This window comes from Mesosutterella multiformis (assembly GCF_003402575.1).
In the GTDB taxonomy this organism is placed as follows: Bacteria; Pseudomonadota; Gammaproteobacteria; order Burkholderiales; family Burkholderiaceae_F; genus Mesosutterella; species Mesosutterella multiformis.
The window spans coordinates 484,083-497,895 of the sequence record NZ_BGZJ01000001.1; the positions used below are offsets into that span (position 1 = coordinate 484,083).

The 13,813-nt window shown below is 61.4% G+C and carries 11 protein-coding genes; all 11 read right to left on the reverse strand.

Features of this window, described 5'->3' with window-relative positions; genetic code table 11:
- Window positions 1-11: 11 nt before the first annotated feature.
- Window positions 12-956, reverse strand: a complete 945-nt coding sequence (locus M4NBBH2_RS02205) for a D-alanine--D-alanine ligase (RefSeq protein ID WP_116270564.1) — start codon at window positions 954-956, stop codon at window positions 12-14.
- Window positions 956-2,380, reverse strand: coding sequence for a UDP-N-acetylmuramate--L-alanine ligase (murC, locus tag M4NBBH2_RS02210; protein WP_116269539.1), 1,425 nt, complete (start codon window positions 2,378-2,380; stop codon window positions 956-958). The genes M4NBBH2_RS02205 and murC overlap by 1 nt, the downstream gene beginning before the upstream one ends.
- Window positions 2,380-3,480 carry an undecaprenyldiphospho-muramoylpentapeptide beta-N-acetylglucosaminyltransferase gene (gene murG, locus M4NBBH2_RS02215; protein WP_116269540.1) on the reverse strand — a complete coding sequence of 367 codons (1,101 nt, stop codon included), beginning with the start codon at window positions 3,478-3,480 and terminating at the stop codon, window positions 2,380-2,382. Before murG ends, murC begins: the two co-directional genes overlap by 1 nt.
- Window positions 3,481-3,531: 51 nt before the next feature.
- Window positions 3,532-4,701, reverse strand: coding sequence for a putative lipid II flippase FtsW (ftsW, locus tag M4NBBH2_RS02220; RefSeq protein ID WP_370685640.1), 1,170 nt, complete (start codon window positions 4,699-4,701; stop codon window positions 3,532-3,534).
- Between the two features lie 77 nt (window positions 4,702-4,778).
- Window positions 4,779-6,215, reverse strand: coding sequence for a UDP-N-acetylmuramoyl-L-alanine--D-glutamate ligase (gene murD, locus M4NBBH2_RS02225; protein WP_116269541.1), 1,437 nt, complete (start codon window positions 6,213-6,215; stop codon window positions 4,779-4,781).
- A gap of 32 nt (window positions 6,216-6,247) precedes the next feature.
- A complete protein-coding gene (gene mraY / locus M4NBBH2_RS02230) occupies window positions 6,248-7,402 on the reverse strand; it encodes a phospho-N-acetylmuramoyl-pentapeptide-transferase (protein WP_116269542.1) in 1,155 nt (384 codons plus the stop codon).
- A gap of 3 nt (window positions 7,403-7,405) precedes the next feature.
- Window positions 7,406-8,803, reverse strand: coding sequence for a UDP-N-acetylmuramoyl-tripeptide--D-alanyl-D-alanine ligase (locus tag M4NBBH2_RS02235; RefSeq protein ID WP_116269543.1), 1,398 nt, complete (start codon window positions 8,801-8,803; stop codon window positions 7,406-7,408).
- On the reverse strand, window positions 8,800-10,308 hold the full coding sequence (locus M4NBBH2_RS02240; RefSeq protein WP_116269544.1) for a UDP-N-acetylmuramoyl-L-alanyl-D-glutamate--2,6-diaminopimelate ligase: 1,509 nt from the start codon (window positions 10,306-10,308) through the stop codon (window positions 8,800-8,802). Before M4NBBH2_RS02240 ends, M4NBBH2_RS02235 begins: the two co-directional genes overlap by 4 nt.
- Before the next feature lie 14 nt (window positions 10,309-10,322).
- Window positions 10,323-12,161 carry a peptidoglycan D,D-transpeptidase FtsI family protein gene (locus M4NBBH2_RS02245; protein ID WP_116270566.1) on the reverse strand — a complete coding sequence of 613 codons (1,839 nt, stop codon included), beginning with the start codon at window positions 12,159-12,161 and terminating at the stop codon, window positions 10,323-10,325.
- Between the two features lie 29 nt (window positions 12,162-12,190).
- A complete protein-coding gene (locus M4NBBH2_RS02250; protein WP_022444304.1) occupies window positions 12,191-12,514 on the reverse strand; it encodes an FtsB/FtsL family cell division protein in 324 nt (107 codons plus the stop codon).
- On the reverse strand, window positions 12,511-13,512 hold the full coding sequence (gene rsmH / locus M4NBBH2_RS02255; protein ID WP_022444305.1) for a 16S rRNA (cytosine(1402)-N(4))-methyltransferase RsmH: 1,002 nt from the start codon (window positions 13,510-13,512) through the stop codon (window positions 12,511-12,513). The genes M4NBBH2_RS02250 and rsmH overlap by 4 nt, the downstream gene beginning before the upstream one ends.
- Between the last annotated feature and the right edge of the window lie 301 nt (window positions 13,513-13,813).

Genomic DNA, 13,813 nt, shown 5'->3' on the forward strand with positions numbered 1-13,813 from the left:
CTCTTCCTGTCTCAGACCGCGTGGTCCAGACGGGCTTCAGACGCCACCTGGAGCACGAGCTCTTCGTACGGGATACCGACCGCGCGGGCCGCCATCGGGACGAGAGAATGCGGCGTCATGCCAGGGTTCGTATTGATTTCAAGGAGATAGAAGCGGCCGGAAGGCTCCATCATGAGATCGATACGGCCCCAGCCCCGGGCTCCGATCACGCGGTAAGCCTTTTCAACCGTTTCCGCCATGGCGCGCGCCGTCTCCTCGGGGAGATCAGCGGGGCAGGCATAGCGGACTTCGTTCCCCTGATACTTGTTCACGCTGTTGTAGTCGCCGTTCGGCGCCATGATTTCAATGATGGGAAGCGCTTTCGCGTTTTTCCCTTCGCCGAGCACGGCGCAGGTGAATTCACGGCCGTGGATACGGCGTTCAACGACGAGGTCATCCTCCACCGCAAGCGACCGGCGGATCGCGTCAGCAAGCGTCTCCTCAGTGGCGTCCTCAAGCTTCTCAACGCCAAAGGAGCTGCCGTCCTTATTCGGCTTCACGACGAGACTCCGGCCAAGACGGCGGATGATTTCCGCGGCTTCTGACGGAGCCGACACCTGAAAACCTTCCGGCACGGGCAGCCCCGCATTCTCCCAGAGATTGCAGGTTGCCTGTTTATCGATGCCGATCGCGCTCGCGAGAACGCCGGAACCGGTGTACGGGATCTGCATCCACTCGAGCACACCCTGGATCGTTCCGTCCTCGCCGCCGAGACCGTGAAGCATATTGAAGGCGCGGTCATAGCCGCCGAGCGCGAGTTCAGAGAGCGGCTGCTTGCCGGGGTCAAACGCCTCAGCGTTCACGCCCTGGGAGCGGAGCGCATTCAGCACCCCGGTGCCGCTCGAAATGGAAACCTCGCGTTCGCTCGACTTCCCGCCCATGAGGACTGCAACTTTCCCCAGATCCTTCGCCGCCATCATGCGCGGTCTCCTTCATTCTTAGACAGTTCCGTAACCTTCGATGCCACGTGTCCGATAGACCCGGCACCGAGCGTGATCACCACGTCGCCGTCCCGCACCACCTTCAGGATAGCGGCCGGCACATCGTCCACACGCTGTTCATAAATCAGATCCGCGCCGCCGGCGAGCCGAATAGCACGGGCAAGCGACCGGCCGTCCGCGCCGAAGATCGGCGCTTCACCTGCCGGATACACTTCCGTCAGCACCACAACCTGCGCCTCATGCGAGAGCAGGTGCACAAAATCCTCAAAGCAGTCGCGGGTACGCGTATAGCGGTGCGGCTGGAAAGCCACCACAATGCGGTGTCCCGGGAAAGCGCCGCGCGCGGCGGCCAGTGTCGCCGCCATTTCGTGCGGATGATGACCGTAGTCATCCACGAGGCGGAACGTGCCGCCGCCGTTTTCCGCCGGCACCGGCAGGTCACCGTACTGGGCGAAGCGCCGGCCGACACCCTTGAATGTCAGGAGACCCTTCTGGATCGCGTCATCCGACACGCCGACAAGCGTCGCCACCGTGATCGCGGCAAGCGAATTCACGACGTTATGGACACCGGTCAGATTGAGCACCACGGGGAGCGGGGCGTAGCCCGGGCGAAGCACCGTGTACTTCATCTGAAGCCCGCAGGCTTCCACGTCCACCGCCCTCACCTGAGCCTCTTCCGAGAGACCGTAGGAAATCACGCGCTTCGTGATCTGAGGAATGATGGAGCGGGTGTTCTCATCGTCATAGCAGAGCACCGCGACGCCGTAGAACGGCAGCCGTTCGATAAACATCGTGAAGGCCTGCTTCAGACGCTCGAAATCGTGCCCGTAGGTGTCCATGTGGTCCTGGTCAATATTCGTGATGACCGAGAGCACCGGAGAAAGATTGAGGAACGAGGCGTCAGACTCGTCCGCTTCCGCGACGAGGTACTCACCGGTTCCGAGGCGGGCGTTCGTGCCGGCCTGCATCAGCTTGCCGCCGATCACAAATGTCGGATCAAGGCCGCCCGCCGTAATCAGCGTCGTCGTAAGCGACGTCGTCGTAGTCTTGCCGTGCGTGCCGGCAATCGCGATGCCCTTTCTGAGGCGCATCAGTTCCGCGAGCATCACGGCGCGCGGAACGACCGGGATATGCTGGGCGCGGGCTTCCACCACTTCGGGGTTCTCTTCATGAACTGCGGAGGAAATCACAACTGCGTCGGCTCCGGCGACGTGAGACGCGTCGTGGCCGAGCCAGATCGTCGCGCCCATCTCAGCAAGATGCCGCGTCGTATCGCTTTCAGCGATATCCGACCCGGTCACGTGATAGCCGAGATTCATCATCACTTCGGCAATGCCGCTCATGCCAACACCGCCGATACCGACGAAATGCACGTTCTTAACAACAAATTTCCAGGCCATCAGGACACCCTAAAAGTACGGTCCGCACGGGACTCGATCATATCGGCCACAGCTGAGGCCGCATTGGAATGAGACAGTTTTCTCGCGGCTTCCGCCATGGAGAGCAGCTGCGCGCGGTCGATCGACGCGAGCACGGCGGAAAGCCGCTCCGGCGTGAGCGTATCCTGCCGGAGGCAGCGCGAAGCACCGTTCTGCTCCATAAAGAGAGCGTTCTGCAGCTGGTGAGACGTCGTCTTCACAACGAGCGGCACAAGAAGAGAAGCAGCGCCCGCTGAGCAGATTTCGGACACACTCGTCGCGCCGGCGCGGCAGAGCACAAGGTCAGACCACGTATAGGCCGCCGCCATGTCTTCAATGAAAGGCTGCACCGCGGCCTCGACTCCGGCTTCGGCGTAGAGCGCCTTCACCTCATCGACCGCTTTGAAGCCGCACTGATGAATTATCTCAGGTCTCGAATCCGAGGGCAGCAGGGAGATAGCCTTCGGGAGCAGGTGGTTCAGGAACCGGGCGCCAAGCGACCCGCCGAAAACCAGCAGGCGCAGCCTGCCGCCGCGGCCCGCGAAACGCTCAGACGGAGGATCAATCTTCGTGATTTCCTGCCGGACCGGATTTCCGGTGACAACCGCCTTTTTGCCGCCCCGCTCCGCCGCTTCGCCCTCAAACCCGCAGGCCAGCGCGTCAATAAAGGGCAGCACCAGGCGCACCGAGAGCAGGCTCGCCGCGTCACAGTTCATCACCACCGCCGGGATCCCCATGCGGTGAGCCGCAATCGCGGACGGCACAGCGATATAGCCGCCGGTCGAAAAGAACGCCGTCGCGCGGCGCTTCTGCAGAATCGCTTTCGCGGCAGGAAACGCCTTCGCGAGCTTCACCGCTCCGGAAACCGCTCCCGCGAGACCATGCCCGCGGACGCCGGAAAAGTCCACGGCGTCAAATTCGATTCCCTTCTTCGACACCAGCATCTTTTCCATGCCGGCCTCCGTCCCGAGCCAGGAAACCTCCCAGCCCCGGGCAATCATTTCCGCCGCAACCGCAAGCCCCGGCATCACATGTCCGCCGGTACCCGCAGCCGCAATCACCAGATGTTTGTCCGATCCCATTTCTTTCCTAAAATCCCTTCAACAAGCACGCAGACGCCGGCGTCCGCCGCATCAGACGTAGCCGCCGTGCATCTGGACCCGGTTCTCGTGATCCACCCGCAGCAGCAGCGCAATTCCGCAGAGCGTCGCGACGATGGCAGATCCGCCGTAGCTCATGAGAGGAAGCGTAAGGCCCTTGGTCGGCATCAGGCCCGTGGCCACCGCCACGTTGATGCAGACCTGGACTCCGATCCAGATGCCGATACCCTGCGCAACCAGACCCGAAAAAATGTTGTCCATCTTAACCGCAATACGGCCGATTTCAAACGCACTCCGGATAAGTCTGTAGTAAAGGAATAGCACAATCACGACGCCCACAAAACCGAGCTCTTCGCCGATCACGGCAAAAATGAAGTCCGTGTGCGCTTCCGGCAGGTAGTTAAGTTTTTCAACCGACGCACCGAGACCCGCGCCGAAAATTTCGCCGCGGCCGAACGCGATGAGGGAATGTGAGAGCTGATAGGCCTTGCCGAGCACGTTCTCTTCATTCCAGGGATCCAGGTACGCGGTCACGCGGCCGAGTCGCCACGGTGTCGCGATAATCATGCCGACACCCATCGTGATAACCATCGATCCCACGACACCGAGAATCACGTACGAGATGCCGCCCAGGAACAGAATTCCCATGATGATCGCGAGCACCACCACTGTCGCGCCAAGGTCAGGCTGCAGCGCGAGAAGCGCTGTGACGATACCCATCACAGCAAGCATCGGGATGAAGCCCTTCCGGAAAGAGTGCATGTACTCCTGCCGCGTCACGGTGAACCACGACGTGAAGATGACAGCGGCGAGCTTTGTCACCTCTGACACCTGAAGATTGAATACCGGGAACCGGATCCATCGCCTTGAGCCATTCACGCTGACACCGATCCCCGGCACCAGCACGAGAATGAGAAGAATCACCGAGATAATGCCGATCGGCTTCGCCATCTTTTCCCAGACCCGCATCGGAACGTGGTACACGAAGAACGCCGCTATGGCGCCGACCACAAGGGCCGCGATGTGGCGGATCAGAAAGTAAGTGGATGTTGTGCCGTACTTCGGCGAGTCGGCAAGCGACACCGAGGCCGAGTAGACCATGACCGTGCCGATGCCGATCAGTATGCACACCGTCGCGATCACCACCCAGTCAAAATCGAGTGATGATCCGCGGTAGTTTGAGCCCGGACGGGGCGCCTTCACTTCCTTCGGATAGATGACCTCAAACGCGAGCGGGTCCGAATCACTCTTCTTCCGATGGAATCGCTGCCGGAGTTTATCTAGCACTTGGAGGCAGCCTCCTCGGCGATCTTCGCGGCTTCGCTGCGGAACACTTCAGCGCGCACGGCATAGTTCGGGAACATATCCCAGCTCGCGCAGGCAGGTGAAAGCATCACGGCGTCGCCAGGCTTTGCCATCGCGAACGCCTTCCGGGTCGCCTCTTCAACGGTTGCCGCGGATTCAAGCGGAACGCCGGACGAACGGATCGCGTCAGCGATCTTTCCTCCGTCCCGCCCATAGGTCACCGCGCCGCGGGCATAGGTCCGGATCGCGGGTTCCAGCGGACCGAAGTCCTGCCCCTTTCCGTCGCCGCCCAGCAGCACAACGATCTTCTGACCGGCTTCTCCGAGTCCTTTAAGGCCGGCTGCGGTCGCGCCGACATCCGTGCCCTTCGAGTCATCGATAAAGTCGACACCCGACGCGGTGAGAACAAACTGCGTGCGGTGCGGCTCACCCTCATAATGCGCGAGCACCTGAAGAGCCTTCCCTTCAGCGGCGCCGGCCGCGCGGGCGAGCGCGAGGCTCGTGAGCGCGTTCATGGCGTTATGGACGCCGCGGATCTTAAGCGCGCCCGCGGGCATCAGGTACTGAAGCCGTACGCCGTCGTCAGCGGCTTCCGCCGTGGCAAGCCACTTCACGCCGTCACGCTCCGCGATCCCCCATTCACCCGGCGCTTTCGGAGCGTCGCTCCCGAAGGTTTCCGTTTTTTCACCCGGAAGCGCGCTGCCAGCCGAAAGCGGATCCTCGCGGTTCAGCACCGCGAGTGTCTCAGGCTTCAGGATCCGGCGCTTCGCGTTCAGATAAGCGTCGAAATTTCCGTGCCAGTCAATATGGTCCTCGGTGACATTCGTGATCGCCGCGGCGTCGCAGAAAAGGCTCTCCGTCGTCTGAAGCTGGAAGCTTGAGAGTTCAAGCACCCAGGCGTCGGGAAGGGTCCCTGCCTTATCGTGCTCGGTGAGCTCCGTCACGGCGTTCGGGCCAATGTTGCCTGCAGCCACCGCGCTCACGCCGCCCGCGTTCAGCATCTTCGCGGTGAGTGAGGTCGTGGTCGTCTTTCCGTTTGTGCCGGTGATGCCGATCACCTTCGGGTGATAGCCCTTCTCCTCCCGGAGACGGGCAAGCTCGCGTGCGAAAAGCTCAATTTCGCCAACCACTTCGACTCCGAGTCTCTTCGCTTCGGAGACGATTGGCGCGGCGTCAGAGAATTCAGGGGAAAGCCCCGGAGAAATCATGACAAGCGACGTGCCTTCGACCGCAGCAGGATCGAGCGCACCGCCCGTGAACGAAATCTCAGGATGCTCCTTCAGCCGGGCGAGGAGCGAAGGCTCCCTGCGGGTATCCATCACACGGACGCTCCATCCACGCTCCGCCAGATAAAGGGCGGACGCGTATCCCGACGTTCCCAGACCGAGAACCAGTGCCTTTTTGCTTTCCATTTTCTTTCTCCACCGCCGCAGCCCGGCAGGCATCAGCGGATTTTAAGCGTGGCGAGTCCGACAAGAACCAGAATCATCGTGATGATCCAGAAACGGGTCACCACCTGCGTTTCGCTCCAGCCCTTCAGTTCGAAGTGGTGATGGATCGGCGCCATAAGGAAGATCCGCTTGCCATGCGTGCGCTTGTAGTACGTGGTCTGGATCATGACGGAGAGCGTCTCCACCACGAAGACACCGCCCATGATGGCGAGCACGAGTTCCTGACGCACGATCACAGCGATGACGCCAAGCGCGCCGCCGAGCGCGAGCGCGCCGACGTCACCCATGAAGACCTCAGCCGGGTGGCAGTTGAACCACAGGAAGGCGAGACCCGCCCCAGCCATCGCGCCGCAGAACACCACAAGTTCTCCGGCTCCCGGAATGTAGTGGAAGAGGAGGTAGGACGCGAAGTCCGGGCGGCCCACGCAGTAGGCGAAGATGCCAAGCGCCGAACCCACCATTACGCAGGGGAGCACCGCAAGGCCATCCAGGCCGTCAGTGAGATTCACGGCGTTACTCGTCCCCACGAGAACGAAGTACGTGAGGATGATGAAGCCGAGCATGCCGAACGGGAACGAAATCTGACGGAAGAACGGGATCGTGAAGTCGAGTTTCCCGCTCACCGGGAGCGTGAATCCGGACCGGACCCACTCCCACATCAGGGAGAAGGTCGAGGTGTCAGCCGGCGCCTGAATGGCGAACGACAGATACACCGCGACGATGATGCCGATCAGGGACTGCCAGCCGAACTTCTCGCGGGCGCTCATGCCGTGCGGGTCGTGGTTCACGACCTTGCGGTAATCGTCCGCCCAGCCGATCCAGCCGTAACCGAGGGTCACCAGGAGCACCACCCAGATATAGCGGTTTGAGAGATCCACCCAGAGCAGCGTGGAAATCGCGATCGAGGCAAGAATCAGGATGCCGCCCATCGTCGGAGTCCCATCCTTCTTCAGGTGGGACTTCGGGCCGTCCGTACGGACCGCCTGTCCGAAATGCAGCTTCTTCAGCTCCCGGATCGTGAAGGGCCCGAAAGCGAGCCCGATCACGAGAGCGGTGAGCGCCGCGAGCACGGCGCGCAGCGACAGGTAGTCAAAAACGGCAAATGCCCGGACGTACCCGGACAGCCAGTGAAACAGAGACAAAAGCATTTTTTATTCCGAAACTGCAGCGTCTGAAAGGGCCTCTAGGACAGCCTTCACCACACGGTCAAAGTGCATGAAGTTAGAGGCCTTCACGAGCACCGTGCCCGCCTCCATCCCGCGCACCGTCTCCGCCGCCTCGCGGCAGAGGGTGTCAAGGTCCGCATAATGCCGGGCGCCGCTGCCAAACGCGCTGCACGCGTTCTGCATCAGGTCTCCGCAGGCGAGGAGCGTACCCACGCCCTTCTCCTTCGCGTAGAGGCCGATTTCCTGATGGAACTCAGCTCCCCGGGTTCCCACTTCGCCCATGTCGCCCGCAATCAGCACGAGCGGGCCGCGGCTTGAGGTGAGAACGTCGATTCCGGCTCTCATCGAGTCGGGGTTCGCATTATAAGTGTCGTCAATGAGGAGCAGTTCCGGACGAAGCTGGTGACGGACACCGCGCCGCGCGACGGGCTTGAAAGCCTGAAGCCCCTGGATTACGGCATCAAACTTAACGCCGGCCGAGAAGGCCGCGGCAGCGGCCGCAGCGGCGTTATGTCCGTTATGCGCGCCGCCGATATCGAGGCGGGTCATGGCGCTGCCTTCCGCCGCATGAATCCGGACTTCGGTCGTGCCGCCAAGCGTCATCACCTCAGCCGTCAGATCCGCGCTCACACCGGGCTGCGTCGCGTAGGTACGGCGGCGGCAGTGTTCGGAGGCCTTTTCCCAGATCGGCGCGCAGGCGTCATCCGCCGGATAAACGGCAACGCCGTCCGCGGGAAGCGCCTTGATCGAATCCGCATTCTCTTCCGCCGTCGCTTCAACGCTCGGCAGGAATTCCTGATGCTCGCGCTGCGCGTTCGTGATCACGGCGACCGTCGGGCGGATCATCGCGGCAAGTTCCGCCATCTCACCCCGGTGGCTCATGCCGGACTCCACCACAGCGGCCTTCATGCCGTCTCTCAGACGCCAGAGCGTAATCGGAACGCCGACGCTGTTATTGAAGTTGCCTTCCGTGGAGAGATATCCGTCGCGGCCATAGGCCTCGCGGAGAATCGACGCGATCATCTGAGTCGTCGTGGTTTTGCCGTTGCTGCCGGAAACCGAGATCACCGGAATTGAAAAGCGCTGACGCCAGGCCGCGGCCGATTCGCAGAACGCCTGATTCACGTCCGGCACCACAATCTGAACCGCGTTGATCCCTTCGATCAGGCGGGAAACCATCACCGCGGAGGCGCCGCGCGCCGCGGCGTCAGCCGCGAAATCCGTGCCGTCAAAACGTTCGCCGCGAAGACCGACAAAAAGATCACCCGGTTCCGTCTTTCTCGCGTCCGTGCAGACACGGGCAATTCCCGTATCGGCATCACCGTGGAGCACCGCCCCCTTAACCGCCTGGGCAACCCAGCCCGCTGTCGTGATGAACGTCATTCCGACTTCTCCTCTTTTTCCTTTGCCATGCGGCTCTGAAGCGCCGCCTCAACTTCCTCCGCGTCCGAGAAGTGATGCTTCACGCCGCAGACTTCCTGATAATCCTCGTGGCCCTTGCCGGCAACCAGAATGACGTCAGCAGCGCCCGCGCGGCTGAACACTTCCTGGATAGCCTCTCGCCGGTCAACCACAATTTCAGGCGAATGAGCGCCCGCGGCCACCGCTTCCGCGATAGTCTTCGGGTCTTCAAAACGGGGGTTATCGCTCGTCACAACGAGCTTGTCGGAGAGTTTTTCCGCGATCGCGCCCATGATCGGACGCTTGCCCGGGTCGCGGTTGCCGCCGGCACCCACGATCGCCCAGAGCTTGCCGCCGCGGGCTTCCGCCACAGGGCGCAGCGTGGTGAGCGCCTTCTCAATGGCGTCCGGCGTATGGCAGTAGTCGACAACGCCCATCGGCTCATCCGGGTGCGTGATCTTCTGAAGACGGCCGGGAGGAGGCGCGAGGCGCTCCGCCACACGGATCACGTCATCCAGATCGCGGCCCGAGGCGAGCATCATGCCGATCGCGCCGATCATGTTGTCCACATTGAAGAGACCGAGAACGCCCGCTTCCACGTGACGCTCTTCGCCAGCCCAGCAGAGCGTGAAGGCAATGCCCTTCGCGCCGATCTGAACATCGCGCGCCTCGAGCAGCTCACAGCCTTCGGGCGCCTTCGTGCCGACCGCGGTCGCCGCGATCACCCGCACGCCCGCGTCGAGCGACACGCGGCAGAGTCTGAGCCCCGCCGGATCATCAATATTGATCACCGAACACTTGAGGCCTTCCCAGCGGAAGAGAAGCGATTTCGCCTCTTCGTAGGCTTCCATCGTGCCGTGGTAGTCGAGGTGGTCACGCGTGAGATTCGTGAAGAGGGCATAGCTGATTGCGGTGCCGTCAAGACGCCCCTGCACCAGACCGATCGAGCTCGCCTCGATTGAGAATGCCTTCGCGCCGTCGCGATGAAGCTCCGCGAGCAGCGTCTGAAGCGTCACGGGATCCGGCGTCGTGAGCGGCACGCTGCTGTACGAGCGGCCATTCATCGTGCAGCCAATCGTGCCAAGGACGCCGCAGGGAGTGCCGAGTTCCGTGAGAATCGACGCCATCCACTGGCTCGTTGTCGTCTTGCCGTTCGTGCCGGTGACAGCAAAGCCTTCCATCGCGCCGGACGGATTCCCATAGTAGAGCGAGGCAAAGCGTCCGAGCGACTTCGATAGCCCTTCGACTTCAAGCGCCGGGATGCCTTCCGGAATCTCGGCGCTGCCAGGAGCGGCATCGATCAGCACAGCTCCCGCGCCCTTCTCTGCGGCTGCCTTGATGAAGTTCCGGCCATCGACTTTCAGCCCCGGCACGGCAATGAAGACATCCCCTTTCTCAATGCGGCGGGAATCCAGCCGCAGCTCGGCCCCCTCAGGCACGGTTTCCCGCACCCAGGCGAGGGCTGAAGCCAAATTGGCTACTGACATGTTTTTAAATACCTTTATTGCTGTTTATGTCCGCCGGCAAGAACGACACCAGGCTTGGCGCCGCCCTTTTTCGCGAAGGCAAGTCCCTGAAGCGTGTCAGGCCTGTCGGGCGCCACATGCATGATCCGGAGGACGCTTTCGGTGATCTGAGAGAAAACTGGTGCTGCGACGACGCCGCCCACGTGCCCCGCTTCCCTCGGGTCGTCAACGACAACCGCGACGATCACACGGGGATTGGTAGCGGGGGCAATGCCGATGAAGTCCGCCACATAGCGGTGGACATAGCGGCCGTTTTCAAGCTTATAGGCCGTACCGGTCTTGCCGGCAACGGAGTAGCCCGGAACCTGAGCGCGCACAGCCGTGCCGCCCACTTCAACGGTACCCATCATCATGCCGCGCATTTCATGCGCGGTCTTCGGCTTATAGACCTGAACCCCCTGCGCGGCCTTATCCGTCTTGAAGAGCGTGAGCGGAATCACGTCACCGTTCCGGGCGAACGCGGTATAGGCGCGCACGAGCTGCACGAGCGACACGGCGACACCGTGACCGTAAGAAATCGTGGCCTGCTCAATCGGCTGCCAGGTCTTACCGTCACGGAGAATGCCGGACGCTGCGCCCGGGAATCCGATGTGCGGAGCCGTCCCGAAACCAAGGTCACGGTACATCTGGTACATCACCTCGCGGTCCATCTTGAGCGAGATCTTCGTCGTGCCGATGTTCGAGGACTTCGCAATGACCTGACGCACCGAGATCAGACCGTAGTTATGCGTATCGCTGATCGTACGGTTGCCGATCGTGAGCTTTCCCGGACTCGTATCGATCTTCGTGTCCGGCGTGACAACACCGGTGTCGATACCCTTTGCCACAGCGAAGGGCTTCATGGCGGAACCCGGTTCGAACACGTCGGTGAGCGCGCGGTTGCGGCGTTTGTCAAAGGAAAGGTCGCTTCGCTCATTCGGGTCATAGGACGGCACATTCGCGAGAGCGAGGATTTCGCCTGTCTGAATATCGACCACGATCGCGGCACCGGCCTTCGCTTTATGAAGCTCAACCGCCTTGGAGAGCGCGTCCATCGTAATGAACTGGAGGCGCGAATCGATGGAAAGCGTGATGTCCTTGCCGTCAGAGGGTTCCTTCAGCCAGTCGTCTTCAACGATCCGGCCCATACGGTCGCGGATCACGCGGCGCTTGCCCTGCTCTCCGGTGAGCATCTTGTTCTGCGCGAGCTCGATGCCTTCCTGGCCCTTTTCCTCGAGATTCGTATAGCCAACCACGTGTGCCGACACCTGACCGTCCGGATACTGACGGCGGGTTTCGCTCGACACATGGACACCCGGGATCTTGAGCGCCTTCACCTGATTGGCGACGCTCACTTCAACCTGGCGGTGCAGATAGGCAAAGCTCTTATTCTGTTTTCTGGCAATCCGCTGCTGGATTTCGGAAACCGGCATGCCGAGAAGCTTCCCAAGCTCTGCGAGCTGCTGCGGGGTGGCCTTCTCAGTTTCCGCGGGCACCACCCAGACAGAACGGGCCGGCATCGTGGACGCGAGAACAATACCGTTCCGGTCCAGAATCCGGCCGCGGACCGCCGGCACGGTGAGCGTGCGGGCAAAGCGGATTTCCCCCTGGTGCTGCAGGAATTTCGTTCCAAGGCCGCACTGCAGATAGAAGGCGCGGCCCACGAGAACGCAGAGGAAAGCTGTGATGCAGCCAAACGCTATATAAGAGCGCTTCGGCTCAATCTTCACCGCAAGGAGCGGATCCTCATCGGGTCCAAGCTTCAGCTCCTTCTTCTTTGCTTTCCCGTCCTCTTCCCAAAACGCTTTTGCACGGGCGAGCATCTGAAGCTTCATGCGTTCTATTCTTTTTTTCGCATCCTCATTCATTGCTCATTCCCCTTCGGCGCCGCAGCAGACGGCACCGGCTTATATTCGAGAACGACCGTGTTCCGGCTCGTCGCGGGTCCGAGTCCTGCCTTCATCGCCTGAGAGGCGATGTAACCCGGAAGCGCCGCGCGGGAGATCTCCATATAGAGTTCGCTCGCGTCATCGTTCAGCCGCCTTTCTTCGTTCTGCAGCTTCTCAATCTGGGCGACAAGCGACCGTGCACGGTACTGGCTTGTGACAAGCGAGCAGGCACTGATGAAAAGCACTGCGGCGCCTGCCAGCGTCACAACGGTAAGAACTGAAAGACGGCTTTCGCTCATTTCCTCATCTCCTCAGGCAGCAGGCTGCTGCTCCAGGGAGCCGCCGTCCTAACGCCAACCCGGAGCGTCGCGGAGCGCGCTCTCGGATTTTCAGCGCATTCGGCCTCAGTCGGCCTGATGCGCTTCGCGGGCTGAAAAAGCGGAGCCGGAAGTTCGTCCGCCCGGAGCGGAATCCTCGGATCAATTTCACGTCCGGGGTTCGAAGCGTCCGAAAAGAACTGCTTCACGATCCGGTCCTCGAGCGAATGGAAACTGATCACCGCGAGATGCCCCTCGGGCTCAAGCAGCCGCCCGGCCTCGGGGAGCGCCTTCTGCAGTTCGTCGAGCTCTCCATTAATAAAGATCCGGATCGCCTGGAAGGTTCTCGTTGCCGGATGCTGCTGCGAGTCGCCGCGACTTCTCGGCACCGTCTTCGCGACGAGATCGGCCAGATGCCGCGTCGTCGTGATCGGATTCTCCTTCCGTTCCTCAGCGATTGCCTTCGCGATGCGGCGGGCGAAACGTTCTTCGCCGTACCGGTCGATTACCCGGGTGATCTCGGACTCCGACGCTCTCGCGAGCCACTGCGCGGCGTTTTCTCCCGTGCTCGTATCCATCCGCATATCAAGCGGACCGTCGAACCGGAAAGAGAACCCGCGCTGCGCGTCATCGATCTGCGGCGACGACACACCGATATCCATCAGCACGCCGCTCACGCTTCCGTCACCGAACCCAAGTTCGGCAAGCCGGTCACAAAGCTCCGAGAACGGCGCGTGGATGATCCGGAACCGCGGATCGGTAATCGCGCGGGATGCCTCAATCGCTTCAGGATCCCGGTCAAAAGCAATCAGCCTGCCTTCCGGCGCGAGCTGAGCCAGAATTCTCCGGGTGTGGCCTCCGCGGCCGAAAGTCGCGTCCACATAAAGGCCATCCCGCCTCCACACCAGTTCCTCAGGCGCCCTGTCGGCGAGAACCGGGAGGTGAACGAAACCGCCCTCTTGCCCCGAACTATTTGTCATGCCCACGCGGTAAATTCCGAAAACATATCGATTAATGGGAAAGCTGCAGGCGCACTGCCCCGCAGCCCCGGATTTTCGGGGCTACAGCTACACTTCCTCAGCTTAATTTCAAAATGTAAAGCCCCCGGGGGATCCGGTCAAGCCAAAACCCGTTATTTCATTATTAGAAAGCGGGAAAACACGGAAAAATGAGGCGATCTGTCTGAATTTTTTTATTTCAGATCATTACGGTAGGATACAGTCAGATGTGTCCGGACATAAAAAATCCCGGAGCCGCTGTAACGCAGTTCCGGGACCTCTC

Excerpts from the sequence above, each read along its gene's own strand:
- M4NBBH2_RS02205 (WP_116270564.1), bottom strand. The coding sequence starts at position 956 with ATGGCGGCGAAGGATCTGGGGAAAGTTGCAGTCCTCATGGGCGGGAAG.
- murC (WP_116269539.1), bottom strand. The coding sequence starts at position 2,380 with ATGGCCTGGAAATTTGTTGTTAAGAACGTGCATTTCGTCGGTATCGGC.
- murG (WP_116269540.1), bottom strand. The coding sequence starts at position 3,480 with ATGGGATCGGACAAACATCTGGTGATTGCGGCTGCGGGTACCGGCGGA.
- murD (WP_116269541.1), bottom strand. The coding sequence starts at position 6,215 with ATGGAAAGCAAAAAGGCACTGGTTCTCGGTCTGGGAACGTCGGGATAC.
- mraY (WP_116269542.1), bottom strand. The coding sequence starts at position 7,402 with ATGCTTTTGTCTCTGTTTCACTGGCTGTCCGGGTACGTCCGGGCATTT.
- M4NBBH2_RS02235 (WP_116269543.1), bottom strand. The coding sequence starts at position 8,803 with ATGACGTTCATCACGACAGCGGGCTGGGTTGCCCAGGCGGTTAAGGGG.
- M4NBBH2_RS02240 (WP_116269544.1), bottom strand. The coding sequence starts at position 10,308 with ATGTCAGTAGCCAATTTGGCTTCAGCCCTCGCCTGGGTGCGGGAAACC.
- M4NBBH2_RS02245 (WP_116270566.1), bottom strand. The coding sequence starts at position 12,161 with ATGAAGCTTCAGATGCTCGCCCGTGCAAAAGCGTTTTGGGAAGAGGAC.
- M4NBBH2_RS02250 (WP_022444304.1), bottom strand. The coding sequence starts at position 12,514 with ATGAGCGAAAGCCGTCTTTCAGTTCTTACCGTTGTGACGCTGGCAGGC.
- rsmH (WP_022444305.1), bottom strand. The coding sequence starts at position 13,512 with ATGACAAATAGTTCGGGGCAAGAGGGCGGTTTCGTTCACCTCCCGGTT.